This window comes from Celeribacter ethanolicus (genome assembly GCF_002407265.1).
Taxonomy (GTDB): Bacteria; Pseudomonadota; Alphaproteobacteria; order Rhodobacterales; family Rhodobacteraceae; genus Celeribacter; species Celeribacter ethanolicus.
Window position 1 is genome coordinate 200,769 of sequence record NZ_CP022196.1, and the last position, 25,846, is coordinate 226,614.

At 62.6% G+C, this 25,846-nt stretch carries 23 protein-coding genes; 17 read left to right on the plus strand and 6 right to left on the minus strand.

What is annotated here, in order from left to right:
• Window positions 1-166: 166 nt before the first annotated feature.
• Together nifJ and CEW89_RS00900 are read right to left on the minus strand one after the other, a co-directional pair.
• On the minus strand, window positions 167-3,802 hold the full coding sequence (gene nifJ / locus CEW89_RS00895; protein WP_198403476.1) for a pyruvate:ferredoxin (flavodoxin) oxidoreductase: 3,636 nt from the start codon (window positions 3,800-3,802) through the stop codon (window positions 167-169).
• A complete protein-coding gene (locus tag CEW89_RS00900) occupies window positions 3,795-5,462 on the minus strand; it encodes an NAD(P)-binding protein (RefSeq protein WP_096804560.1) in 1,668 nt (555 codons plus the stop codon). Before CEW89_RS00900 ends, nifJ begins: the two co-directional genes overlap by 8 nt.
• Window positions 5,463-5,790: 328 nt before the next feature.
• Between CEW89_RS00900 and CEW89_RS00905 the strand changes: the two genes are divergently transcribed.
• The 15 genes from CEW89_RS00905 (at window position 5,791) to CEW89_RS21450 (ending at window position 19,573) form a co-directional block, all read left to right on the plus strand.
• Window positions 5,791-6,474: a TetR/AcrR family transcriptional regulator gene (locus CEW89_RS00905; protein ID WP_096804561.1), complete on the plus strand. Its 684-nt coding sequence runs from the start codon at window positions 5,791-5,793 to the stop codon at window positions 6,472-6,474.
• The gene (locus CEW89_RS00910) at window positions 6,467-7,429 is read left to right on the plus strand and encodes an HlyD family secretion protein (RefSeq protein WP_096804562.1); all 963 of its coding nucleotides are present in this window, start codon (window positions 6,467-6,469) and stop codon (window positions 7,427-7,429) included. The genes CEW89_RS00905 and CEW89_RS00910 overlap by 8 nt, the downstream gene beginning before the upstream one ends.
• Entirely contained in the window at window positions 7,426-8,367 is a 942-nt protein-coding gene (locus CEW89_RS00915) for an ABC transporter ATP-binding protein (protein WP_096804563.1), read from the plus strand. The genes CEW89_RS00910 and CEW89_RS00915 overlap by 4 nt, the downstream gene beginning before the upstream one ends.
• On the plus strand, window positions 8,364-9,509 hold the full coding sequence (locus CEW89_RS00920; RefSeq protein ID WP_096804564.1) for an ABC transporter permease: 1,146 nt from the start codon (window positions 8,364-8,366) through the stop codon (window positions 9,507-9,509). The genes CEW89_RS00915 and CEW89_RS00920 overlap by 4 nt, the downstream gene beginning before the upstream one ends.
• Before the next feature lie 206 nt (window positions 9,510-9,715).
• Complete coding sequence (locus tag CEW89_RS00925; RefSeq protein ID WP_096804565.1) at window positions 9,716-10,969, plus strand: imelysin family protein; 1,254 nt, start codon at window positions 9,716-9,718, stop codon at window positions 10,967-10,969.
• Between the two features lie 104 nt (window positions 10,970-11,073).
• Window positions 11,074-11,313, plus strand: coding sequence for a (2Fe-2S)-binding protein (locus CEW89_RS00930; RefSeq protein ID WP_096804566.1), 240 nt, complete (start codon window positions 11,074-11,076; stop codon window positions 11,311-11,313).
• Between the two features lie 3 nt (window positions 11,314-11,316).
• Complete coding sequence (bfr, locus tag CEW89_RS00935) at window positions 11,317-11,802, plus strand: bacterioferritin (RefSeq protein ID WP_066711142.1); 486 nt, start codon at window positions 11,317-11,319, stop codon at window positions 11,800-11,802.
• A 40-nt stretch (window positions 11,803-11,842) separates the two neighbouring features.
• A complete protein-coding gene (locus CEW89_RS00940) occupies window positions 11,843-13,372 on the plus strand; it encodes a di-heme oxidoreductase family protein (RefSeq protein ID WP_066711140.1) in 1,530 nt (509 codons plus the stop codon).
• 11 nt (window positions 13,373-13,383) lie between these two features.
• Entirely contained in the window at window positions 13,384-14,409 is a 1,026-nt protein-coding gene (locus CEW89_RS00945) for an imelysin family protein (RefSeq protein WP_096804567.1), read from the plus strand.
• A gap of 56 nt (window positions 14,410-14,465) precedes the next feature.
• Window positions 14,466-15,557, plus strand: coding sequence for a DUF1513 domain-containing protein (locus CEW89_RS00950; protein WP_096804568.1), 1,092 nt, complete (start codon window positions 14,466-14,468; stop codon window positions 15,555-15,557).
• Window positions 15,558-15,863: 306 nt separating this feature from the next.
• Complete coding sequence (locus CEW89_RS00955; protein WP_066711133.1) at window positions 15,864-16,487, plus strand: ATP-dependent Clp protease proteolytic subunit; 624 nt, start codon at window positions 15,864-15,866, stop codon at window positions 16,485-16,487.
• Window positions 16,488-16,752: 265 nt separating this feature from the next.
• Window positions 16,753-18,024 (plus strand): ATP-dependent Clp protease ATP-binding subunit ClpX, encoded by a 1,272-nt coding sequence (gene clpX, locus CEW89_RS00960; RefSeq protein WP_096804569.1) that lies wholly within the window; start codon window positions 16,753-16,755, stop codon window positions 18,022-18,024.
• Window positions 18,025-18,171: 147 nt separating this feature from the next.
• Window positions 18,172-18,555 (plus strand): NADH:ubiquinone oxidoreductase subunit NDUFA12, encoded by a 384-nt coding sequence (locus CEW89_RS00965; protein ID WP_066711129.1) that lies wholly within the window; start codon window positions 18,172-18,174, stop codon window positions 18,553-18,555.
• A complete protein-coding gene (gene mlaD, locus CEW89_RS00970) occupies window positions 18,555-19,016 on the plus strand; it encodes an outer membrane lipid asymmetry maintenance protein MlaD (RefSeq protein ID WP_066711127.1) in 462 nt (153 codons plus the stop codon). The genes CEW89_RS00965 and mlaD overlap by 1 nt, the downstream gene beginning before the upstream one ends.
• The gene (locus CEW89_RS21450; protein WP_342352343.1) at window positions 19,013-19,573 is read left to right on the plus strand and encodes a DUF2155 domain-containing protein; all 561 of its coding nucleotides are present in this window, start codon (window positions 19,013-19,015) and stop codon (window positions 19,571-19,573) included. The genes mlaD and CEW89_RS21450 overlap by 4 nt, the downstream gene beginning before the upstream one ends.
• Here CEW89_RS21450 and aat read toward each other — a convergent pair.
• The 3 genes from aat to accB form a co-directional block, all read right to left on the minus strand.
• On the minus strand, window positions 19,536-20,165 hold the full coding sequence (gene aat, locus CEW89_RS00980) for a leucyl/phenylalanyl-tRNA--protein transferase (protein WP_096807084.1): 630 nt from the start codon (window positions 20,163-20,165) through the stop codon (window positions 19,536-19,538). The two genes, CEW89_RS21450 and aat, sit on opposite strands and share 38 nt — an antisense overlap.
• A gap of 86 nt (window positions 20,166-20,251) precedes the next feature.
• The gene (gene accC, locus CEW89_RS00985; protein ID WP_096804570.1) at window positions 20,252-21,598 is read right to left on the minus strand and encodes an acetyl-CoA carboxylase biotin carboxylase subunit; all 1,347 of its coding nucleotides are present in this window, start codon (window positions 21,596-21,598) and stop codon (window positions 20,252-20,254) included.
• 11 nt (window positions 21,599-21,609) lie between these two features.
• Entirely contained in the window at window positions 21,610-22,098 is a 489-nt protein-coding gene (gene accB / locus CEW89_RS00990) for an acetyl-CoA carboxylase biotin carboxyl carrier protein (protein WP_066711123.1), read from the minus strand.
• Window positions 22,099-22,393: 295 nt separating this feature from the next.
• Between accB and CEW89_RS00995 the strand changes: the two genes are divergently transcribed.
• Both CEW89_RS00995 and preA read left to right on the plus strand, forming a co-directional pair.
• Window positions 22,394-23,731 carry an NAD(P)-dependent oxidoreductase gene (locus tag CEW89_RS00995; RefSeq protein ID WP_096804571.1) on the plus strand — a complete coding sequence of 446 codons (1,338 nt, stop codon included), beginning with the start codon at window positions 22,394-22,396 and terminating at the stop codon, window positions 23,729-23,731.
• Window positions 23,732-23,734: 3 nt separating this feature from the next.
• Window positions 23,735-25,036 (plus strand): NAD-dependent dihydropyrimidine dehydrogenase subunit PreA, encoded by a 1,302-nt coding sequence (gene preA / locus CEW89_RS01000; RefSeq protein ID WP_096804572.1) that lies wholly within the window; start codon window positions 23,735-23,737, stop codon window positions 25,034-25,036.
• A gap of 221 nt (window positions 25,037-25,257) precedes the next feature.
• Here the strand turns inward: preA and CEW89_RS01005 are convergent, their stop codons facing one another.
• Window positions 25,258-25,824 carry a hypothetical protein gene (locus tag CEW89_RS01005; protein ID WP_096804573.1) on the minus strand — a complete coding sequence of 189 codons (567 nt, stop codon included), beginning with the start codon at window positions 25,822-25,824 and terminating at the stop codon, window positions 25,258-25,260.
• Window positions 25,825-25,846: the final 22 nt, after the last annotated feature.

Here is a 25,846-nt window from a genome sequence, read left to right on the forward strand (position 1 = left end):
ATACCTAGGGGAAACCCGCGAAAACGCAAGTTGTTCCGGGGAGGTGTCGGGAATGTATCGACGAGCGTGACTTCAAGGATGCAATCGGTTGGACGCAAGCCCTGGCGCGGACACGCGGATTTCAAAATGGCCCCCGGTCAGAATGACCTGACCGGGGGCCATTGCGTCAGAACGATCCGGTTCCCATCACCCGGCTCGGGTCCGGGCCTTTTTCCATCTCGGCAAATTCCTCATAGGTGCGGTATTTGTCCAGGATGCCGGATTGCGCCATTTCCAGAAGCTCGGCGGCTTCCTCGGGGCGCGATTGCGTGAGCTGGCGGTAGCGCAGTTCGCCGTAAGCGTAATCCTTGAACGGCAAGGTCGGGCGCGGGCTGTCGAGCATGAAGGGCGGCGTGCCCGATCCATGCAGCGCCGGGTCGTAGCGCAGCAGAGGCCAATAGCCGGATTTCACCGCTTTTTGCTGTTGGTTCAGACCTTTGCGCATGTCGATGCCATGGGCGATGCAATGCGAATAGGCGAGGATGATCGAGGGACCGTCCCATGCTTCGGCTTCGCGGAAGGCGCGGAGCGTTTGCTGCGGATTGGCGCCCAGAGCGACCTGCGCGACGTAGACATTGCCGTAAGCGATGGCTTGCAGTGCCATGTCTTTGCGGTTGGTGCGCTTGCCGGCGGCGGCGAATTTGGCGATGGCGCCCAGAGGCGTGGCTTTGGAGGCCTGCCCGCCGGTGTTGGAATAGACCTCCGTGTCCATCACTAGGATGTTGACGTTGCGGCCCGAAGCGAGGACGTGATCGAGCCCGCCATAGCCGATGTCATAGGCCCAGCCATCGCCGCCGACGAGCCAGATGGCGCGTTTGACGAGATGGTCGGAGAGCGACAGGAGGTGTTCGATGTCTTCAGTCCGGGGCAGGGCAAGGAGCTTGGTTTTCAACAGGCCGACACGCTCGCGCTGGGTGCGGATCTCGGATTCGCGGACCTGCGGGGCAGTGAGGATGGCATCGACAAGCTCTTGGCCCACATCGGGGGCGAGCCGTTTGAGAATGTCCTGCGCCAGAGCGGTTTGTTTGTCGGCGGCAAGGCGGAAACCAAGGCCGAACTCGGCGTTGTCCTCAAAAAGCGAGTTGGCCCAGGCCGGACCACGGCCCTCGGCGTTGACGGTCCATGGCGTCACCGGAAGGTTGCCGCCGTAGATCGAGGAACAGCCGGTGGCGTTGGCGACCATGAGCCGGTCGCCGAAAAGCTGCGACAGCAGTTTGACATAAGGTGTCTCGCCGCAGCCCGCGCAGGCACCGGGGAATTCGAACAGCGGCTCCAAGAACTGGACGCCGCGCACGTTCGCGAAATCGACGCGCGAGCGGTCGTTGACCGGTAGGCTTTCGAAGAAGGCGATATTTTCGCGCTCGCGCTCGGGCAGGTCTTCTTTCAGGTGCAGGTTGATGGCTTTATGCGTCGGGTCGTCTTCGGAAATCGCCGGGCAGGCCTCGACGCAGAGACCGCAGCCGGTGCAGTCTTCGAGGTAGAATTCCAGCGCGAATTCCGCGTCCGGATAGCCGCGGGCGTTGACCGGCGCGGATTTGAAGCCCTCGGGCGCGTTTGCCAACAATTCTTCGTCGAAGTATTTCGCGCGGATGACGGAATGCGGGCAGACGAAGGAACATTGGCCGCATTGGATGCATTCGTCGGCGATCCAGACCGGGACCTCGTCGGCGACATTGCGTTTTTCCCAAGCGGCGGTGCCGGAGGGGAAGGTGCCATCGACAGGCAGGGCGGAGACGGGGATGTCATCGCCGATGCCTTCCATCATCTTGGCGGTCACGTCGCGCACGAATGTGGGCGCGTCGTCGGGGACCAAGGACGGACGTTCGATCACGCTGGTGGGCGCGGCGGGCACGGGGATTTCGTGCAACCCGGCCAGCGCGCCATCGACGGCGGCGAAGTTTTTCTCGACCACCTCGCGGCCTTTTTTCGCGTAGGTCTTTTCAATCGCGTATTTGATTTTCGCGATGGCTTCGTCGCGCGGCAAGACGCCGGACAGCGCAAAGAAACAGGTCTGAAGGATCGTATTGGTGCGCCCGCCAAGCCCCAGCTCGCGCGCCGCCGTTGTGGCGTCGATGGTGTAGAGTTTCAGCTCCTTGTCGATGATCCCCTGCTGCACGGAACGCGGCAGCCGATCCCATGTGGCCTCGGCGCCATAGGGCGAATTCAGGAGGAAGGTCGCACCGGGTTTCGCGAGTTTCAACACATCCATTTTCATCAGGAAATGGAACTGGTGACAGGCGACGAAATTCGCCGAGGCGATCAGATAGGGCGCCTCGATCGGTTCCGGACCAAAGCGCAGATGGCTTTCGGTGACGGCGCCGGATTTGTGGCTGTCATAGACGAAATAGCCCTGCGCATAGTGGTCCGGTTCGGCGGCGATGATCTTGACCGAGTTCTTGTTGGCCCCGACCGTGCCGTCGGCCCCGAGACCGTAGAAGACCGCGCGGACCACGTTGTCTTTTTCGATGTCGTAGGTCGGATCGACCTTCAAAGAGGTGAAGGAGACATCATCATGGATGCCGACGGTGAAATTGGTTTTCGGTTTGTCTCTCAAAAGGTTGTCGAACACGGCTTTGACCTGCGCCGGGGTGAAATCCTTGGACGACAGACCATAACGCCCGCCGATCACGCGTGGCATGGTGTCCCGCGTGCCGATCGCGACGGCTTCCGCGAGGGCCGAAACCACATCGAGATACAAAGGCTCGCCTGTGGTGCCCGGCTCTTTCGAGCGGTCGAGCACGGCGATTTTCTCGACCGTGTCGGGCAGAACGGCAAACAGATGTTTGGCGGAGAAGGGCCGGTAGAGCCGCACCGCGATCATGCCGATCTTCTCGCCCTTGGCCGTGAGGTCCTCGACGGTCGCGCGGATCACATCGGTGCCCGAACCCATGGCGATCACCACGCGGGTCGCGTCCGGCGCGCCGGTGTAATCGAATGGACGGTATTTGCGCCCGGTCATCTGGCCGAGTTTCATCATCTCTTCTTCGACGATGTCGGGGACCGCGGCGTAGAACGGGTTGGCGGCTTCGCGGGATTGGAAGAACACATCGGGGTTCTGGGCGGTGCCGCGGATGAACGGGTTTTCCGGCGAAAGCGCGCGTTTGCGATGCGCGCGGACCAGATCGTCGTCGATCATCGCCCGGATTTGCGTGTCGGGGATGAGATCGAGCGTGTTGACCTCGTGCGAGGTGCGGAAGCCGTCGAAGAAATGGATGAAGGGAATGCGCGCTTTGAGGGTGGCAGCATGGGCCACAAGCGCCATGTCATGGGCTTCCTGAACGGAAGAGGCGGCGAGCATGGCAAAGCCCGTTGAGCGCGCCGCCATCACATCGGCATGGTCGCCGAAGATCGACAGCGCATGGGTCGCCAGAGACCGCGCCGCAACGTGGAACACCGTCGGTGTCAACTCGCCCGCGATCTTGAACATATTGGGCAGCATCAGCATGAGGCCCTGAGACGCGGTGAAGGTCGTGGTCAAAGCGCCCGCTTGCAGGGAGCCGTGAACGGTCCCTGCCGCGCCGCCTTCGGATTGCATCTCCTGGATGACCGGAATGTCGCCCCAGATGTTGTGCACACCCTGCGCGGTCCAGTCATCGGCAAGCTCCGCCATCGGCGACGACGGCGTGATCGGGTAGATCGAGCAGACCTCATTCACCCGGTAGGCGATATGGGCCACGGCCGCGTTGCCATCCATGGTGGCATGGCTGTGCGTGGCCTCGCGGGTCTCATTGGACGGCGGCGTGATATGTTCATGGTCAAGCATGGGAGATCTCCGCGGTATCAGCAATCATTTCGAGGGCGTGGCAGGGGCATTGATCGAAGCAGGACTGGCAGCCCGTGCATTTTTCCGGGTCGATCTCATAGCCCTTGCCGGTGCCGAGTTTGACGATGGCGTCCTCGGGGCAGGCGGCATAGCAGTTGTCGCATTCGTAACAGGACCCGCAGGAATAGCAGCGCGACGCCTCATAGCGGGCTTCTTTTTCCGACAGGCCGCTCAGAACCTCGTCGAACCCTTCGCGTTTGCTGGTGGCCAACGCCGCTTGTTCTTTCGGGTCCACATCCGAGTAGACCGGCAGGTGCAGCATGTCGGCGGTGACGAGTGCGGGTGGCTCTTCTGCGACATAGGTGGTGCCCGCAAGCCAGGCGTCGATATGGCGTGCGGCGAGTTTGCCGTGACCGGTGGCGATGGTGACCGATTGCTGATCCGGCACCATGTCGCCACCGGCAAACACGCCTTCGCAGCCGGTCATGCGGTTCTCATTCACCTCGACGGTGCCGTTCCAGCTAAACTCCAGTCCGGGGACGGATTTGAGGAAGGTGCTGTCGGTCTCCTGACCCAGGGCCAGAACCACGGCATCGGCGGTCAGCGTCTCGAACTCGCCTGTGGGATGTGCCTTGCCGTCGGCGCCAATCTCCATGCGCTCGACTTTCAACTCGTCGCCGTCGATCTCCTTGATCGTGGTCAGCCATTTGATTTTAACGCCCTCGGCCATGGCCTCGTCGGCCTCGAACTCATGGGCGGGCATGTGCTCACGGTCGCGGCGGTAGACGATGAGGGTTTCCGTGGCACCCAGGCGTTTGGCGGTCCGCGCCGCGTCCATCGCGGTGTTGCCGCCGCCGTAAACTACGACGCGGCGGCCCAGAAGCGGGGCTTCGCCTTTCGAGGCGTCGGACAGGAGGTTGACGGCGTCGAAGATTTTCGGCGCTTCCTTGGCCGGGATGTCGACATGTTTGCCCGCGCCTGCACCAATGGCGAGATAGACGGCATCAAAGTCGTCATCCTCTTTTTCGGCCATCAGGTCGGTGACCTTGTGGTTCAGCGTGATCTTGACGCCGAGAGCCTCGATCCGGGTCACATCTTGGGCCAGCTCTTCGCGCGGCATACGGTAGGCGGGAATGCCGAAATGCATCATGCCACCCGCGACCGGACCGGCCTCGCGGATTTCAACCGCGTGACCGAGCCGCGCGAGGTGATAGGCGCAGGACAGGCCCGACGGACCTGCGCCCACGACCAAGACCTTCTTGCCCGAGGGTGGGTTCACCGCTTTGAATTGCCAGCCTTTTTCATTGGCCATGTCGCCCAGGAACCGTTCGACGGCGTGGATCGACACGGAGGTGTCGACTTCGCCGCGGTTGCAGCCGGTTTCGCAGGGATGATAGCAGACCCGGCCATGCACGGCGGGCATCGGGTTTTGCGCGGTCAGGATCTCCCAGGCCTCGCGATAACGCCCGGCGGTCGCCTCCGCCAGCCATTCGCGGATATTCTCGCCCGCCGGACAGGCCGCCGCACAGGGCGGGGTCAGGGTGACATAGGCGGGGATCTGGCTGCGGATCGGACCGGTGCCCGTGGTCTTGGTCTGATCCACCAGCGGCGTGAAATCGGCGCGTTTGGTGCCGGGCTTCTTCTCGGCGTTCTGAGTCATGGCTTGGCCTTTAATAGAGTCTGGCGCTTCGTGTGCGATCTTATGCGTTATGCGACGGGTGTCGCGACTTTGGGGCACCATTGCGGGGAACCGTGCCCGGGGCGTTGATATATATCAAGCTTTGCATGGGTTTGCACCGTCCCGCAACTCTATGATTTTATCTCACTTTTCTTTGAAACGAAATGTCGCATCGGATGGGCAGCTTTTAGGCGTCGCGCATGAAACTTGCGTGACAGGCCGGGATCGCGACCGCTCTTTACTTTTGGGGTGAAATTAAATAAATGACTGGTCAGTTAGTTTTTCAGATGCGACTCGGAGGGGCGCACTCATGTCGGATCGGGAAGAGGCAGGCGGGGAGGCTTCCCCGAAATTTCGTCGCCGCAAGGAGGCTCGGCCCGACGAGCTTCTGGACGCGGCTCTCGATCTTTTCACAGAACAGGGGTTCGACCGCACCACGGTGGAACAGATCGCGCGCCGGGCAGGCGTTTCGAAAGGTGCGCTCTATCTCTATTTCCCGTCGAAGGATGCGGTGATTGAAGCGCTGGTGGACCGCGCCGTCGGCCCTGTTGTGGGCGAGGTGGTGATCCAGATCGAGCGCTTCGAAGGCGATCCGCGCGTGCTTCTGAAACGCTTCGTGCCACTCTTTGCTGCACGCCTGTCGGACCCGCGCATCGTGGCCGTGCCGAAGCTCGTGGTGCGCGAGGCGGTGTCGCATCCGCGCCTTGCCGAGATGTATCGCGAGCGGGTGATCGGACGCGTTCTGCCCGCGCTCGCCACGCTGTTCAGACAGGGCGTCGCGGGTGGTCATATCCGTCCCGTCGACCCTGAGATGGCGGTGCGCAGCCTTCTGGGGCCGGTGCTCATGCATGTGCTTCTGGCCGATGTCTTCGGCATTCGGGCCGAGGGGGTGACACCCGGGGACATCGGCCTCGCGCGGCTGTTCGACACCCATCTGACCATTTTCTGCGCGGGGCTCGATCCCGCTCCCGTACAGGAGGCCCCCCATGGCTGATCTTCCGAGCTGGTTCGTGTCCATTGTTGCGGCGATTTATCCGGGCTTCAACCCGCCGCCCGCGCATGTCTACGATGGCTATATCGAGGGTGAGTTCACCTATGCCGCCGCCGCGACGGCGGGGCGGATTGAGGGCATTGGCGTGACCGAAGGCGATCAGGTCGGCAAGGGGGCGTTGCTTTTCGCGCTGGAAAGCAAACAGGCGGCGGCGGCGCTGCGTGCGGCTCAGGCGCAACTGGCGCAGGCAGAGGCGACTTTGGACAACCTGTCGACCGGCTCGCGCGAGGCTGAGATCGCGGTGACGCGTGCCTCTCTCGATCAGGCGCGGGTGGCAGAGGACATCGCGACGACCCGGCTGGAGCGTGGGCAGGCGCTTTTGGCGCGGGGGGCGACGACGCAGGCGGGGGTGGACGATTTGCAGGCCGCCGTTGATGAGGCGCAGGCGGCGGTCGCACAGCTTGAGGCACAGTTGACGGTCTCGGAACTTCCGGCCCGCGATGCCGAACGGCGCGCGGCGGAGGCGGCGGTGGCGGCGGCTCAGGCGCAGGTCGATCTGGCGCGCTCCGATCTCGATGACCGGCAGGTCTACGCCCCCGTGACAGGGCAGGTGGAGAAGGTGTTCTACGAGATTGGCGAAGTCGCAGGCGCGGGCACGCCGGTGGTCGCGATCCTGCCGCCCGATCAGATGACGGCGCTGTTTTTCGTGCCGGAGGCCGAACGCGCGGATCTCTCGCCGGGGGGCATCGTGGAGATCTCCTGCGAGGGCTGTCCTCCGGATCTGACCGCGAAGATCACCCGGCTGGCATCCGACCCGCAATACACCCCGCCGATCCTCTACACGAGCGATCAGCGCGGGCGTCTGGTCTACCGGGTCGAAGCGGAGGTGGTCGACCCGGAAGGCGTTCTGCCCGGTCAGCCAGTGACGGTTGATGCCCGGGCGGCGGTGCAGGAATGAGCCGCGATCTGGCCATATCGGTCAAAGGGCTGACCAAGATTTTCGGGGATCGCAAGGTCGTGGACGGCTTCGACATGGAGGTCGAGAAGGGCACGATCTATGGCTTTCTCGGACCGAACGGATCGGGCAAGACGACGACGATCCGCATGATGTGTGGGCTTCTGACGCCGGACGGGGGCGAAGGGCACTGCCTCGGTCTCGACATCATCCGCGACAGTCGGGCGATCAAGAAACGTGTCGGCTACATGACGCAGAAGTTCTCGCTCTATGAGGACCTCACCATCGCAGAAAATCTCGACTTCGTGGCGCGGATGTTCGGGATGAAGAACCGCAAGGCGATTGTTGCCGAGGCGGTGCGCGATCTTGGGCTCGAGGGGCGGGCGGGGCAATTGGCGGGGACGCTCTCGGGCGGCTGGAAGCAGCGGCTGGCACTGGCGGCCTGCATGATCCACGACCCCGATTTGTTGCTTTTGGACGAGCCGACGGCAGGCGTTGACCCGAAGGCGCGGCGCGATTTCTGGGATGAAATCCGGCGGTTGGCGGCCAGGGGTGTCACGGTGCTGGTCTCGACGCATTACATGGACGAGGCGGTGCAATGCGACCACATCGCCTATATCGCCTATGGCAAGAAGCTGATCGACGGGGCGGCGGGTGACATTCCCGGCCAGATCGGCCTTTCGACCTTTGTCGTCACCGGGCCGGAGTTGACCGCGCTGGAAGATCGGCTTGAGGCCGAGGGCGCAGCGGGGCAGGTGATCCGCTTCGGCGCAGAGCTGCATGTCTCCGGCACGGATCGCGCGGCGCTTCAGGCGCTGGCGGAGCGGGAGCGCGCGCTGGGCACGCATGAGTGGGGGGAGAAAAAGGCGGGACTCGAAGAGGCGTTTATCTATCTGATGGCGGGGGCGAAGGACAATTTCGGTGCGGAGGTCTTGGCATGACCCGCAAAGGTGATCTCTTTTCTTTCGCACGCTTTCTTGGCGTTCTGGTGAAAGAGTTCATCCAGATGAAACGTGACCGGGTGACCTTCGGCATGATGATCGGCATTCCGGTGATGCAGCTTCTGCTTTTCGGCTATGCCATCGACACCGACCCGCACAACCTGCCGACGCTCGTGGAGGTGGCGGACGAAAGCCCGGTGGTGCGCAGCCTGACGGCGGCGATGGACACCTCGGATTACTTTGATTTCATCGGTATCGTGACCTCGGCGGACGAGGGTGAAGAGGCGCTCAAGGATGGCACAGCCTCTGTCGTTCTGACCGTCCCGCCGGAGTTCGAGCGCGACATGATCCGTGGCCTCACGCCCGAGATCCTGTTGACCGTCGATGCCTCCGACCCGGTGGCGGCAGGCGGGGCGATCGGGGCGATGAGTGGCGTGGTGGAAACCGCCATGGCGCAGAGCCTCACCGGGCCGCTCGCAGGTGCGGCGGCGACGCCTGCGCCCTTCGATCTGATCGTGCATCGGGCGTTCAATGCCGAACAGCAGACCTCGACCAATATCGTGCCGGGGCTTTTGGCGATCATCCTGTCGATGACGATGATCCTGATCACCGCCGTCGCCATCGTGCGCGAAAGCGAGAAGGGCACGATGGAAAGCCTGATTGCGACGCCAGTCCTGGCTGCCGAAGTGATGTTGGGCAAAATCCTGCCCTATGTCTTTGTCGGCTATGTCCAGACCTTCGTGTTCCTGCTGGCGGCGCGGGCATTGTTCGATGTGCCCTTCTCCGGGTCGTTTCTGGCGTTTTTCGCCGGGTTCAACCTTTATATCGTGGTCAATCTGGCCATCGGCTTTCTGGTTTCCACTGTGGCACGGACCCAGATGCAGGCCATGCAGCTGTCGTTCTTCACCATCCTGCCGACCGTGCTTTTGTCCGGCTTCATGTTCCCCTTCGCGGCCATGCCCGGTTGGGCGCAGGCTCTGGGGACGGCGATTCCCGCGACGCATTTCCTGCGTCTCGTGCGCAAGGTGATGCTCAAGGGGGCGGGCTTCCCCGAGGTTGCCTCCAACATGGCGGCGATTGCGGTGATCCTGCTGGTCGTGGTGGTGGTGGCGCTGCGGCGGTATCGGCAAACGCTTGATTGAGTTCGGGAATTTTCCGCGATCCATGCGGTGCGGGGCGACCGGCTGTCGTCGGGTCACGGAAGTTTCATATCCCTATCAAAACAATCAGGATTGACTTATCCGACCAAAGAAGTCAGTTACTTCGGGAGTGCGTGACACAAGATCACGCGGATCGGAAGACCTGTCCGCGCCACGGGCTGCGGATGCCAGAATAGGGACAAGACCTGATGAAACGTATGATGACGGCCGTGATCGCCGCCGCCCTGCCTGCCACCGCCTTCGCGGGCGAAGCCGAAGTGGTGACCAACTATGCCAATATCGCCGAAGCCACCTATGGCGACGCGCTGATCAAGGCACAGGAGCTGGATGCGGCCATCGCCGATCTGATCGCCAACCCGTCCGAGCACACGCTTCTGGCTGCGAAAACCGCCTGGATCGCGGCGCGCGTGCCCTATCAGCAATCCGAGGTCTTCCGTTTCGGCAATCCGATCGTCGACGACTGGGAGGGCAAGGTGAACGCCTGGCCGCTCGACGAGGGGCTGATCGACTATGTCGACGGCTCCTATGGCGGCGCCACCGACGAAAACCCGCTGGCGGTCCTCAACGTGATCGCCAACCCGACCATCGAGATTTCCGGCGAAGAGATCGACGCGACCGAGATCACGCCCGAGCTTCTGGCCGAGACGCTGCACGAGGCCGATGAGGTCGAGGCCAACGTCTCGACCGGCTATCACGCCATCGAATTCCTGCTCTGGGGGCAGGATCTGAACGGCACTGATCACGGGGCTGGTGCGCGGTCCTACACCGACTACCTGACCGGCGACGAGTGCACCGGCGGCAATTGCGACCGTCGGGGCCAGTATCTGACGGCGGCGTCCAAACTGCTGGTCTCCGATCTGGAATATATGGTGGCGCAATGGTCCGAAGGCGGTGAGGCGCGCGAGACCGTTCTGGCCGATCCGGCGGCGGGCGTGACCGCGATGCTCACCGGCATGGGATCGTTGTCCTATGGCGAGCAGGCGGGCGAACGCATGAAGCTTGGCCTGATGCTGAACGACCCGGAGGAAGAGCATGATTGTTTCTCCGACAACACCCACAACTCGCATTTCTATGACGGCGTGGGCATTCATAACGTCTACACCGGGCAATATGTCCGCGTCGACGGCACGCTGGTGAAGGGCGAGAGCCTTGAGGACCTGCTGGCCTCGAAAGATCCGGCGCTGGCCGCCGATCTGACCGCCGCGGTGGATCATTCCGTGGCCGAGCTGGGCCAGATCAAGGCTGCCGCCGAAGCCGGGTTCTCCTATGACCAGATGCTGGGCCGTGGCAACGAGGCCGGTGAAGAGCTGATCATGACCGCTGTCGATGCCTTGGTCGCGCAGACCCGTGTAATCGAACGTGCTGTGGCTGTGCTGACCGCGAGTGAGATTGAAGTCGAAGGCTCCGACAGCCTCGACAACCCGGAAGCCGTCTTCCAGTAAATCTTGGCGGACAGGCCGGGGGTGACCTCCTTCCGGCCTGTTCCTTTCGAGGCAGGAGGCAACCTGTCGGGCAGTTCTTTTGCCGTCGTTTCTCGGAGGTGCATATGATCGTCTGTTCCTGCAATGCCATCACGGATCGCGACATTCATGCCGCGATCGACTGGATGCGGGCGTCCGACCCGGAAACGATCATCACGCCGGGTAAGGTGTACCGCGCTTTGGGCAAGGCGGCGGATTGCGGCGGCTGTATGTCGCTTTTCCTTTCCACCATGCGCCAGAATGCTAACCTTGAAGTGCCCGCCGAGTTGCGCGGGCTCAAGGATTACCGTTTGCAGAGAGGATAAGCCATGAAAGGCGACGCGAAGGTCATCGAGTACCTGAACGCAGCACTCCGGTCGGAACTGACCGCGATTTCCCAGTATTGGGTGCATTTCCGGCTCCAGGAGGACTGGGGCCTCGCGAAGATGGCGAAGAAGTCGCGCGAGGAGAGCATCGAGGAGATGAACCACGCCGACAAGCTGATCGAGCGCATTCTGTTTCTCGAAGGCCACCCGAACCTCCAGAAACTGGATCCGCTCCGGATCGGCGAAACCCCGAAAGAGACGATGGAAGCGGATCTGGCGGGCGAACACGACGCGCTCACACTCTATCGTGAGGCGCGGCTCTATTGCGAATCTGTCGGCGATACGGTTTCCAAGAACCTCTTCGAAGAGCTGATCACCGACGAGGAAGGCCATGTTGATTTTCTCGAAACCCAGCTCGACCTCTACGCCCGTCTTGGCGAGCAAGGCTATGCGCTGCTCAATGCGGCACCGATGGACGAAGCCGAGTAAGGCCGCTCAAGCCCTCGCTTCGGTTCTGGCCCTGTCCCTCATGGGGCAGGGTGTTTGGGCTCAGGAAGGGGCAGAGGGGCTGCCGACATCCGATCCGCACCTGCCGACCGTGCCGCGCACGCAGGAGGAACGCGCGCGCGTCGCCAGTGTCACCGCAACGCCGGACAGCTTCATGGCCCCCGAAGCCTTCGAGACTCATCCGGGCGGCGCGGGCACCGTGACGGACACCGGCGACGACACGGCCTTTACCCTGCCGCCCGCCAACCTGCCCTTCGAGAGCAAGCTCGATTTCGAGCTGGGCAATGCGCTTTTTGCCAAGCTCTGGGTCTCGTCGCCGTCCTCGACCAAGGCCTCCGACGGGCTTGGGCCGCTTTATAATGCGCGGTCGTGTCAGCGCTGTCATGTGAACGACGGGCGGGGCCATCCGCCGGAGCACCCGGACGACGACCGGACCTCGATGTTTCTGCGCCTTTCCGTGCCTGCGGGGGATGCGCCTCTGACGGCGCTTGAGGCCTATCTCGCCCATCTCGACGGGGACGATGCCACCCCGCGCACGCGCCCCGTGCCGGGATATGGCACCCAGTTGCAGGATCTGTCGCTTGCGGGATTCGCGCCCGAGGGGCGGATGGAGATCGCCTATGAGGAGATCCCCGTCACGCTTTCGGGCGGAGAGGCAGCATCACTGCGCAAACCTTTGTATTCGATTTCGAATCCGTCTTTCGGGGCGTTGCCCGGAGAGGTGCAAATCTCTCCGCGCGTGGCCAATCAGATGATCGGTCTGGGCCTTCTGGAGGCGATCCCGGCGGAAGATATTCTGGCGCTGGCCGATCCCGACGATGCTGATGGCGACGGCATTTCCGGCCGCCCGAACCTTGTCTGGTCGAAGCGGTACGATCAGGTCATGCTCGGACGCTTCGGCTGGAAGGCGGGCGAGCCGACCGTCGAAGAACAATCCGCCGCCGCCTTTCATGGCGACATCGGGATTTCCTCGCCGCTCTTCCCGGAGCCTGCGGGCGATTGCACGGTGGAGCAGGTCGCGTGTCTGAACGCGCCGAACGGGGCTGGAGATGCCCGCGGTGACGAGATCGACCAGACCGGTATGGATCTCGTGACCTTTTACGCCCGCAACCTCGGCGTACCGGAGCGCCGCGATCTCGACGCGCCGGCGGTGCTCTGGGGCAAGGCGTTGTTCCATGACATCGGATGCGCCTCCTGCCATGTGCCGAAACATGTGACCGCCCGGCTCGAAGGCACGGACCATGCGCCGCAGTCGTTTCAGTTGATCTGGCCCTATACCGACCTGCTCCTGCACGACATGGGGGCGGGGCTGGCGGACGACCGACCCGAGCACCGCGCCACCGGGCGCGAATGGCGCACGGCGCCGCTCTGGGGGATCGGTTTGACGGCGCGGGTTTCAGGGCATACCACCTACCTGCACGACGGACGGGCACGCAGCCTTCTGGAAGCGGTGCTCTGGCACGGGGGCGAGGCTGAGGCCGCACGCGACGCCGTGGTGGAGTTGCCGCCGGAAGACCGCACCGCGCTGATCCGGTTTCTCGAAAGTCTCTGAAGGAGCACAAAATGCGCAGACTGGCCGCTCTCTGTTTCCCGCTCATGCTGGCCGTGCCTTTCGCCAGCCCCATGGCCGCCGATCCGCTGAACGACGCTTTGCAGCGCGCGGTGAACACGCATACGGTGCCTGCGGTCGAGCGCTTTGCCGGGGCCAGCCTTGCCCTGTCCTATACGGTGGCGGACAACTGCCTGCCGGAGGCGGTGAAGCCGGCCTATAACGCGGCGTTCGACGCTTGGATGGGGCTTCAGCATCTGCATATGGGGCCGGTCGAGGCCAACGGGCGTATCCTCGCCATCGCCTTCTGGCCCGACAAGAAGGGGCTGATCCCGCGCACCCTGTCCGGGTACATCGCGGATGAGGACCCGGTGATCGACGATCCCGAGGCCTTTGCCCAGGCCTCCATCGCGGTGCGCGGGCTGTTTGCGCTGGAATACATGCTTTATGACGATCAGTTCGACGGCTATGAAGACGGCAGCTATTCCTGCCATCTGGTGCAGGCGATTGCCCATGATCTGGGCCGGATGGGGCAGGCGATCGAGGCGGAATGGACCGCCGACGACGGCTTTGCCCTGACGCTGTTGCTGGCGGGCGAGGCGCCGCATCCGCTTTATCTCTCCAGGATGGAGAGCGTTCAGGCGCTTTATACCATGCTGACCTCCGCGCTTGAAGTCACCCGCGATCAGCGCATCGGGCGGCCGATCGGCACGTTCGAGAAACCCCGCCCGGCACGGGCCGAGGCCTATCGCTCCGAGCGCTCCCAGCGCAACGTGGAACTGATCCTGATGGCGACCCGCGATCTGGCCCGCAAGCTTGCCCCCGGCGAGATGCCCCTGTCCGAGGCCGCTTTCGAGAAGACCATCGCGCTGGTGGAGGAGCTGGACGATCCCGCCTTCGCAGGCGTTGCGGACCCGATGGGGCGGCTCAAGGTCGAGATCATCGGCCAGAACATCACCACGATCCTTGGCCATCTCGCCAATGAGGTTGGCGCGCCTCTGGGCGTCTCCGCCGGGTTCAACGCCTCCGATGGCGACTGAGCGACACGACTGAGACAAAACCGACACAAAAACAAAAAGATACTGGACAACAGACCATGACATCCCGCCGTACCTTCCTTAAAGCCGCATTGGCCGCCACCGTTGTGCCGCGCCTGAGCTGGGCCGATGCCGGATCGCCCGCCTATCTTGGTGCGGCCAAGGACGCCTCTGGCGATTACGCGCTTTACGGGCTCGATGCGCAGGCGCAGATCCTGTTCCGCGCGCCGCTCCCGGCCCGGGGACACGCCGCCGCCGCGCACCCTTTGAAACCCGAGGCCGTGGCCTTTGCCCGTCGTCCCGGCACCTTCGCCGTGGTGGTCAATTGCGCCACCGGGCGGATCACCCACCGGCTGGATGCGCCGGAGGGGCGGCATTTCATGGGGCATGGGCTGTTTGTTCAGAATGGCGATCTGTTGCTGACGCCGGAGAACCATTATGCCGAGAAACGCGGCATTCTGGGCATTTGGGACCGGCGCAAAAACTATGCCCGCGTTGGCGAGGTTCCGACCCATGGCATCGGGCCGCATGACGTGAAACAACTCTCCGATGGCACGCTTGTGGTTGCCAATGGCGGCATCTTTACGCATCCCGACATCGGCGAGGGGCGACAGAAGCTCAACATCGACGTGATGGAGCCGTCGCTGGTTTATCTCTCGCCGGACTATGCACTGGTCGAAAAACATGTTCTGGCGCCCGGGCTGCATCAGAATTCGATCCGCCACCTGTCGCTTGCCCCCGACGAGCAGGTCGCCTTTGCCATGCAGTGGGAAGGCGACGAGAGCGAAACCGTGCCCTTACTCGGTCTGCACCGGCGCGGAGAAGCGGTGGTGCTGGCGGAGGCCGATCTGGGCGAGCAATATGCGATGAAGGGCTACGCGGGATCCGTGTCGCATTCCGGCGATGGCACCGAGGTGGCGATCAGTTCGCCGCGTGGCGGGCGCATTCACCGGTTCGATGCCGGGGGGAATTTCCTTGGGGCTGTGGTGCGCGGCGATGTCTGCGGGCTCGCGCCAATGGGCGATGGCTATCTCGGCTCCGACGGGTTCGGCGCGCTTCTGGCGATGAAAGAGGAGATGCGGCCTTTGAATGCGGTTCCGGGGCTGGCGTGGGACAATCATCTCGTGGCGCTTCCGGAGCTGGCGGCCTGAACTGTCTGTCGGACCCGGTCGATAAAAATTTGCAAAAATTTTGTCCAAATTTGAGGCAAAGCGGCAACACCGGACGCAAGTAATTGTGTCCGGGGCAGTGTTCTGTGATGCAATAGATCATTAATGCATTGTTTTTAAAATTAAATATCTGGTTCGTTCCGGCTGGCCCCCGGCAAAGGCGGGGGCTCTGGCACACAGCGGCGTTCGCCCAAGGTTCAGGCGCTCTTGCAGCCCCCCCGGTCCAACACTAAGACTCAGGTAACACTTCCGCGCTAACACATCAGTTGACACAACAGGCAGGGCCCGATGAAAGATCCGATTGATACCTACATGAACACCCTCGTTCCCATGGTGGTCGAACAGACGAGCCGTGGTGAGCGGGCCTATGACATCTTCTCGCGGCTCCTGAAAGAGCGTATCATCTTTCTCAACGGCCCGGTGCATGACGGCATGTCCTCGCTGATCTGCGCCCAGTTGCTGTTTCTCGAGGCCGAGAACCCGAAAAAAGAAATCGCCATGTATATCAACAGCCCGGGCGGTGTCGTGACCTCCGGTCTGTCGATCTACGACACGATGCAATACATCCGTCCGAAGGTCTCGACGCTCGTGATGGGGCAGGCGGCCTCCATGGGCTCGCTTCTTTTGACGGCCGGTGAAAAAGGTATGCGCTTCTCGCTGCCCAACTCCCGCGTCATGGTGCACCAACCGTCTGGCGGCTATCAGGGTCAGGCGACCGACATCATGATCCATGCGCAAGAGACGCAAAAGCTCAAGGATCGCCTCAACCAGATCTATGTGAAGCACACGGGTCAGGAACTCCAGACCGTGGTTGATGCGCTCGAGCGCGACAATTTCATGTCGCCCGAGGATGCGAAAGACTTCGGCCTGATCGACGAGATCGTCGAAAGCCGCGCGCCGGTCGAGGACTGAGACGGGCTTTGAAAACAAACGGCGCGGCGGGCTGAAACAGTCTGGCGCGCTTCGCCCGTCAAGGCGCGGTGATTAAGGCGAATGGGATTTTGCCATTGTGCCTGAAAAACCGCTGTCCTACACTTTCGGGGACAAATGCGAAATTCGGTCTCCCTTCGGGAGGCCTGCGGCTCAAGGGGACCTGAGCCGTGACGAGAATACCCGTCCGGGTCGCACCGGTCGGAGAGGCAACGTTAGAGAGCCCGCCCGGGCTCAGGGGAATGTGATGAGCAATTCGTCCAGTGGCGACAGCAAAAATACGCTCTACTGCTCGTTCTGCGGCAAGAGCCAGCACGAGGTGCGCAAGCTGATTGCGGGTCCGACCGTTTTCATCTGTGACGAATGCGTCGAACTTTGCATGGATATCATCCGCGAAGAGACCAAGACCTCCGGGCTGAAATCCTCCGAAGGCGTGCCCTCGCCGCAGGAAATCTGCCAGGTTCTGGACGATTACGTGATCGGTCAGGCGCGCGCCAAACGCGTGCTCTCGGTGGCCGTGCACAACCATTACAAACGTCTCAACCACGCCGCGAAAGGCGCGGGGGACATCGAGCTTGCCAAGTCGAACATTCTGCTGATCGGCCCGACCGGTTGCGGCAAGACGCTTTTGGCCCAGACGCTGGCACGCATCCTCGACGTGCCCTTCACCATGGCCGACGCAACCACGCTGACCGAAGCCGGTTATGTGGGCGAGGATGTGGAAAACATCATTCTCAAGCTTTTGCAGGCGTCCGAATATAACGTCGAGCGCGCGCAGCGCGGCATCGTCTATATCGACGAGGTCGACAAGATCACCCGCAAATCCGACAACCCCTCGATCACCCGCGACGTGTCGGGCGAGGGCGTGCAGCAGGCGCTCTTGAAAATCATGGAAGGCACCGTCGCCTCCGTGCCGCCGCAGGGTGGGCGCAAACACCCGCAGCAGGAATTCCTCCAGGTCGACACGACGAACATCCTATTCATCTGTGGCGGTGCCTTTGCCGGTCTCGACCGCATCATCGCGCAGCGCAACAAGGGCACGGCGATGGGTTTTGGCGCCGATGTGAAGGACAATGACAGCCGCGGCGTCGGTGAGCTGTTCAAGGAACTCGAGCCCGAAGATCTGCTGAAATTCGGCCTGATCCCGGAATTCGTCGGACGTCTGCCGGTGCTCGCCACGCTCGAAGACCTTGACGAAGACGCGCTGGTCACCATCCTGACAGAGCCGAAAAACGCGCTGGTGAAACAGTATCAGCGCCTGTTCGAACTGGAAGATGCGAAACTGTCCTTCACGGAAGAGGCGCTCACTGCCATTGCCAAACGCGCAATCGAGCGCAAGACCGGCGCGCGGGGGCTGCGCTCCATTCTCGAGGACATCCTGCTCGACACGATGTTCGAACTTCCGGGCTTGGACAATGTAACCGAGGTGGTGGTCAACGAAGAAGCGGTGACCTCGCCCGCGAAGCCGCTGATGATCTATTCCGACGAGGAAAAGAGCAAGGAAGCGACCGCGTCCTGAGATCTGAAACCCCGCCCCGATCGGCGGGGTTTTGCTTTGGCGGGGCGGGCCGTTTCGAAAACCCGCAAGGCGTGGCGCTCCCCTCTGGACCTCCGCGCCCGGATGGTCCATAGAAAGACCAAGCGACATTCGAAAGGTGACGACGTCATGGGGATTTTGAACACGGCTCTGCGCTCTCTCATCTGGTGGAAAGACGGGACCATCGGCACCCAATTCTTCACCTGGCGTCACGGCGTCAAGGTCGGTGAAGACGCTCAGGGCAACAAATTCTACCGCAATGAGGCCGATACCCGCCGCTGGGTGGTCTACAATGGCGAAATCGAAGCCTCCCGCATCAGCCCCGACTGGCATGGCTGGCTGCACCATACGTTTGCGAACCACCCCGGTCACGAACCGCTCGCCCACAAACCGTGGGAAAAGGAGCATGTCGAGAACCTGACCGGTACGCCCGCCGCCTATGCGCCCGCTGGCTCCATCCGTCGCGCCCAGCCTGTCGAGCGGCGTGACTACGAGGCCTGGCAGCCGGAATAATGGCCGAGAATCCGACAGAGGTCGCGGTCGGTGCGGGCGTTATCGCGCTCGCGCTTGGCTTTCTGGTCTACGCCGGACAGGTCACTGGCTTTGGCGTCTCCGCTCCCGATCACTACAACCTGACCGCCTCCTTCCGCTCCGCCGAGGGGATTTCCACCGGCACGGATGTGCGGCTGGCGGGGGTCAAGATCGGCACGGTATCCGGGCTCGATCTCAACCGCGACACGTTTCGCGCCGAGGCGCAACTGACGCTCGATGGCGATGTGCTGTTGCCCGATGACACGGCAGCGATGATTTCCTCCGAAGGGCTTCTGGGCGGCAATTTCGTCGAACTGGTGCCAGGTGGCTCGATGTTCAATTTCGAGGACGGTCAGGTGATTGCCGACACGCAGGGCTCGGTCAGCCTGATCAACCTTTTGCTGAAATTCGTCACGGGCAGTGATGAGGGGAGCGCGGAATGATGCGTTGGGTGGCTGTCATCGGGGTGGCCCTGATCGCGACCGCTCCGGCGTTTGCGCAGGAGGGCGGATTTGACGACGATCTCGAAACCGGGCTCGACCAGATCACGATCCAGCCGCTCGACGAGGGCGATAATGTCGGTGGGTTCGGCGCGGGGGGGCTGTCTCTCGAGGATCTGCAAAACCTGCCGAACGGTGATTTCCAGCAGGAGCTGCGCGACATCACCACCGAAATTCAGGAGCATGTCGTTTCCTCTTCCGGGGCGACGGTGCGGGCGCTCGACAAGCTCACCGGCGCGGTCAGGGATCTGACGCTCGAGACCGGGCAGAGCGCCAGCTTCGGCCGGATCGAGGTGTTTCTGGGCGATTGCCGCTACCCGGCGGACAACCCCTCGGGGAATGCCTACGCCTATCTCGTCGTGCGCGCGCAAGGCATCGAGGCGCCGGTGTTTTCCGGCTGGATGATCGCGTCCTCGCCGGCGCTCAACGCCATGGATCACCCGCGTTACGACATCTGGCCGCTCACCTGCGACATTCCGACAGCACAAGCTCAGGAGTGAGCGGGGCCGGAAGCGCCGTCAAATCCGCGCGTGTTTCCAAGGCTTTGCGCAGCCGCACGCGGTACTCGGCGCGGGAAATCTCGATGCCTCCGAGGCTGGCGAGATGCTCGGTCAGGAATTGCGTGTCGAAAAGGGTAAAGCCGGTGAGGCGCAGCCGGGCCACGAGATAGGCCAACACGATTTTCGAGGCACTGGGCACGCGCGAGAACATGCTTTCGCCGAAAAACGCCGTGCCAAGCGCAAGGCCATAGGTGCCGCCGACAAGACGGTCCTCGTCCCATAGTTCGACCGAATGGCCAAAGCCCATGTCGTGAAGCTCACAGTAGAGATCAAAGATCGTGGCGTTGATCCAGGTTTCCTCCCGGTCGGCGCAGCCTTCCATTACGCCGATGAAATCGCGGTTGAGCGTTACCCGGTATCGGTCCTGTCGGATCAGCCGCGCGAGCGAGCGCGAAATGTGGAAGCCGTCCAGCGGAAGGATGCCCCGGTCGCGGGGATCGACCCAGAACAGGCTGTCGTCGTCGCGACTTTCGGCCATGGGAAAGACGCCATTGGCATAGGCTTGCAGGATCAGCTCCGGGGTCAGTTCGATGTGGTTCATGACGCGAATTTGACGCGGTTTCGGGCAAAAGAAAAGGCCGCCCGGTGAGGCGGCCTTTGATCCCGGAAGGGTAGAACTCAGCCGAACTGGGCAGCGAGCCATTTTTCCAGCCAGTGGATGTTGTAATCCCCGGACTGGATGTCCTTGTCCTGCAACAGCGCGTTGAACAGCGGCAATGTGGTGTCCACACCGTCGACGATCAACTCGCCAAGCGCGCGGTTGAGCCGCGCCAGCGCTTCGTCCCGGTCGCGCCCGTGCACGATCAGCTTGCCGATCAGGCTGTCGTAATAGGGCGGGATCGAATAGCCGGTGTAAAGCGCCGAATCCATCCGCACGCCAAGACCGCCGGGCGCGTGGTACTGCGTCACCTTGCCGGGGCAGGGGGCGAAATTCGGCAGGCGCTCGGCATTGATCCGCACTTCGATGGCGTGGCCGTTGATCTTCAGATCGTCCTGCGAGAAGGACAGCTTTTCGCCGGAGGCCACGAGGATCTGTTCGCGCACGAGGTCCTGACCGAAGATCGCCTCGGTCACCGGGTGTTCCACCTGAAGACGGGTGTTCATCTCGATGAAATAGAACTCGCCGTCCTCGTAGAGGAATTCGATGGTGCCCGCGCCCTTATAGCCCATCTCGGCGATGGCCTTGGCACAGATGCCACCGATGCGGGCGCGCTCTTCGGGCGTGATGCAGGGGCCGGGGGCCTCTTCGAACACTTTCTGGTGCCGACGCTGGAGCGAACAATCGCGCTCGCCAAGGTGGACGCCGCCGCCCTGGCCGTCGCCAAAGACCTGAACCTCGATGTGACGCGGTTTCTGGAGATATTTCTCCATATAAACCTCGTCATTGCCGAAGGCGGCTTTCGCTTCGGAGCGCGCGGTGCGGAACGCGACTTCCAGCTCGGCCTCGTTCAGTGCCACTTTCATGCCACGACCACCGCCACCTGCGGTTGCCTTGATGATCACCGGATAGCCCATCTCGGCGGCGGTTTTCTTCGCCGTGTCGACATCGGGCACACCGCCCTTGGAGCCCGGAACGACCGGAATGCCAAGCTTTTCAGCGGTGACTTTCGCAGTGATCTTGTCGCCCATTTGGCGGATGTGCTCGGCGGAGGGGCCGATGAAGGTCAGGTCGTGGTCCTCGACGATCTGCACGAAGGCGGCGTTTTCCGACAGGAAGCCATAGCCCGGGTGGATCGCCTGCGCGCCGGTGATCTCGCAGGCCGCGATGATCGCGGGGAAGTTCAGGTAGGACTGGGCCGAAGAGTTCGGGCCGATGCACACGGCCTCGTCGGCCATGCGCACATGCATGGCATCGGCGTCGGCGGTGGAATGCACGGCCACCGACTGAATGCCCATCTCGCGACAGGCGCGGATCACCCGGAGGGCGATCTCGCCACGGTTGGCAATGAGGATTTTATCGAACATCGGGGCGGCCCTTATTCGATGATCATCAGGGGGGCGCCGAATTCGACCGGCTGGCCGTCATCCACGAGGATACGCTTCACAGTGCCGGATTTCGGGGCCGGGATATGGTTCATGGTCTTCATCGCCTCGACGATCAGAAGCGTCTGACCTTCGGAGACCTGATCGCCGATTTTCACGAAGGCGGCGGCACCCGGTTCCGGCGACAGGTAGGCGGTGCCGACCATCGGCGAGGCCACGGCGTTCGGGTCTTCAGACGGATCGGGAGCGTTGGCAGCGACGGAAACCGCTGCGGGGGCGGCGGCCACGGGAGCGGCGGCGACGGCGGCCGGGGCGGCCACGGTCTGAACGATAGCCTGCGGCGCGGCGCGGCTTACGCGGACGTTGAGGCTGTCGTTGTCGCCATATTCACGCATGACTTCGAGTTCGGTGAGATCATTGGCGGTGAGGAGTTCGGCAAGCGCCTGGATGAAAGCCACGTCGGCGTCGTTTTGCTTTGTCATATGTTCCACTCGGATTATGGCCCGCCCGGTTCTTGTTTTCTCGTGGGCCCGGTTTGGTCTTTTCTGTCCTCCGTATATAGGGCCTGTGACGTTGCGTGAAAACCCGATTTCGGGGGGAGATGCCGTTGCGGCGAGGCAAACTCTGCTCATGTTTTGGGCGCTTGCGCATCATTATGTGGCGCGGGCTTTGGGAAAAGACCGAAAATGACCGGGCTTAAATTTTACCGCTTGATAAAATTTCTGCCGCTGTCACGGTGAGTCACAATAAAAAGCAAGCCAACAGGGAGCAAGCCCTATGTCCAACACGCCGTTGACGCCCGGTATTCAGCCCGGACGCCTGCCTGCGGAAAGCTATCCGGCGCAGTTTTCCGATCTGCATCCGGTGCTCGATCACCATGAGGCGCTGGTCGCCGCAGACCGTTGTTACTTTTGCCACGATGCGCCCTGCATGACCGCCTGTCCGACCTCGATCGACGTGCCTTTGTTCATCCGTCAGATCCTGACCGGCACGCCCGAAGCGGCGGCGAAGACCATTTTCGAACAGAACATTCTGGGCGGGATGTGCGCCCGCGTCTGTCCGACGGAGACGCTCTGCGAAGAGGTCTGTGTGCGCGAAGTGGCCGAGGGCAAGCCGGTCGAAATCGGTCGTCTGCAACGCTACGCCACGGATACGCTGATGGCATCGGGCGTGCATCCGTTTACTCGTGCTGCGCCGACCGGCAAGACGGTGGCCGTGGTGGGCGCGGGGCCTGCGGGTCTGTCGGCTGCGCACCGTTTGGCGATGAAAGGCCATGACGTGACCATGTTTGACGCTCGGCCCAAATCCGGCGGTCTCAACGAATATGGCATCGCGTCTTACAAGGCGCCCGATGGCTATGCCCAGAAAGAGGTCGACTGGCTGATGCAGATCGGCGGGATTTCCGTCGTCAACGGCAAGAAGCTGGGTGACGGTCTGTCGCTCGACGCTTTGAAGGCCGAATATGATGCGGTGTTCCTTGCGATCGGTCTGGCGGGCGTCAATGCGCTTCGGGCCGAGGGCGAAGACAAGGACGGCGTTCTGGATGCGGTGGATTTCATCTCCGAGTTGCGTCAGGCCGCCGACCTGTCGAAACTGCCGGTGGGGCGCAATGTCGTGGTGATCGGCGGCGGGATGACTGCCGTGGATGCCGCCGTGCAGGCGAAACTTCTGGGCGCGCAGAACGTCTCCATGGTCTATCGCCGGGGCCGGGCGCGCATGTCCGCCTCCGAGTACGAGCAGGATCTCGCGACCTCGAAAGGCGTGCAGATTTTCTATAATGCCGCCCCTGTGGCGGTCTACGGCAACGGGGCGGTGGCCGAGGTCGAATTCGAATACACCTCCGAGGAGGGCGGCAGCCTGAAGGGCACGGGCGAGACCTTCCGTCTGCCGGCAGATCAGGTGTTCAAGGCCATCGGCCAGACGCTGGATGGCGCGCCGGAAGGGCTCGAAATCACCGACGGCAAGATCGCGGTCGATGCCGTGGGCCGCACGTCCGTGGCGGGCGTCTGGGCCGGGGGCGATTGCGCCTCGGGCGGCGAAGACCTGACCGTGACGGCGGTGGCCGAGGGTCGCGATGCCGCCGAAGACATCCACGCCAAGCTGATGGAGGGCTGAGCCATGGCCGATCTGACGAGCACTTTTTGCGGCATCAAAAGCCCGAACCCCTTCTGGCTGGCCTCCGCGCCGCCGACCGACAAGGAATACAACGTCCGCCGCGCCTTCGAGGCCGGATGGGGCGGGGTGGTTTGGAAGACGCTGGGCGAGGAAGGTCCGCCCGTGGTCAACGTCTCCGGCCCGCGTTACGGCGCGATCTTTGGGGCCGACCGGCGTTTGCTGGGCCTCAACAACATCGAGCTGATCACCGACCGTCCGCTGGAGGTGAACCTCGAAGAGATGACGCGGGTGAAAAAGGACTACCCGGACCGGGCGCTGATTGCCTCGGTCATGGTGCCTTGTGATGCGGAGAGCTGGAAGAGCATCATCCCGCGCATCGCCGAGACCGGCTGTGACGGGTTCGAACTGAACTTTGGCTGTCCGCATGGCATGGCTGAGCGGGGCATGGGCTCTGCCGTGGGGCAGGTGCCCGAGTATATCGAGATGGTGACGCGCTGGTGCAAGGAGACGACCGACCTGCCGGTGATCGTCAAGCTGACGCCGAACATCACCAATATTCTCTACCCGGCCGAGGCGGCCAAACGCGGCGGCGCCGATGCGGTCAGCCTGATCAACACGATCAATTCGATCACCTCGGTGAACCTCGACACGTTCAGCCCTGAACCGATGATCGACGGCAAAGGCACCCATGGCGGCTATTGCGGCCCGGCGGTGAAACCCATCGCGCTCAATATGGTGGCCGAGATCGCGCGCAATCCGGAAACGGCGGGTCTGCCGATCTCCGGCATCGGCGGCGTGACCACATGGCGCGATGCGGCGGAGTTCCTCGCCCTTGGCGCGTCGAACGTGCAGGTCTGTACGGCGGCGATGACCTATGGGTTCAAGATCGTGCAGGAGATGATTTCGGGGCTGAGCCAGTATATGGATGAGAAAGGGTTCACCTCGGTCGCGGAGATTTCCGGGCGGGCGGTTCCGAATGTCACCGACTGGCAATATCTCAACCTGAACCACGTCACCAAAGCGGTGATCAATCAGGACGACTGCATCAAATGCGGGCGCTGCTATGCGGCTTGCGAGGACACCTCGCACCAGGCGATCGAAATGGGCGCGGACCGGACCTTCACGGTCAAGGACGACGAATGCGTCGCCTGCAACCTTTGTGTCAATGTCTGCCCGGTCGAAGGCTGTATCACGATGAAAACGCTGGAAAGAGGCGAGGTGGACGAGCGCACGGGCCGTAAGGTGGGGGACTATGCCAACTGGACGACCCATCCGAACAACGTCGCGGCCTGCGTCGCAGAATGAGGGAGCCGGCGCGGAGGGGAAACCTTCCGCGCAGCACCAAGACCCCGAAACAGCGACGGCTGTCGGGGGGCAAAATTCGGACAAAGTTTCACTGAACCCCGTGCTTTATCCCTTGGCGCGGGGTTTCTTTTGGACATCGCAGGTCGGTCAGTGAACCGTAGGTCCCTGTTGCCATGTCCGGTCATCTGTGTAAGCCGCGCCATCCTGACGCGTGATCGGGATCACCCGTCGTAGGGTGTCTTCTGAACCGCTGTGGGACCGGCATAACGGTTCTCGGGGTCCTGAGCCTCGGACGGTGTGGCCGTCAGAGCGGTTTGGGTGTCTTTGGCGACCTCTTCGGCCCGATCCACACCCTCTGCCGTGGCTGCCGGGACCGTTCCGGTTGCCGCAGAGGCCGGAGCGATGGCCGCCTCGTCGGCAGTTTGGCTGCGTTTCGCGGCGATCTCGGCCAGAGCATTGCGCAGATCCAACTCGACCTCGAGGACAGACGCCTGAAAGGCCGGTGTCGGACCGACGAGAATGTCCTCCGGCAGGTCTTCGCCAAAGGCAAAGGTTTCCGTGTCGGAAATCATGCTGTTCACCGCATGCGTCTGAGACGTTGCAGTCGTCTTGTTGTAGCTGACATCTGTGCCGTTCTGGCCGGGAAGCTCGTTCCCTTTGGTATAAGTTGCCGTTCCGTTCAGCGCGGTTCCCGCGACTTGTGGCACGGCGGGCTCCGGTGGATCGGGAGGTTGCCGAAAGGCAAACCCACCGCCGCCGAAAGCCGGCACGCCCGTTACATTGGTCATGCTCGTGCTCCTTCTTTTCAGG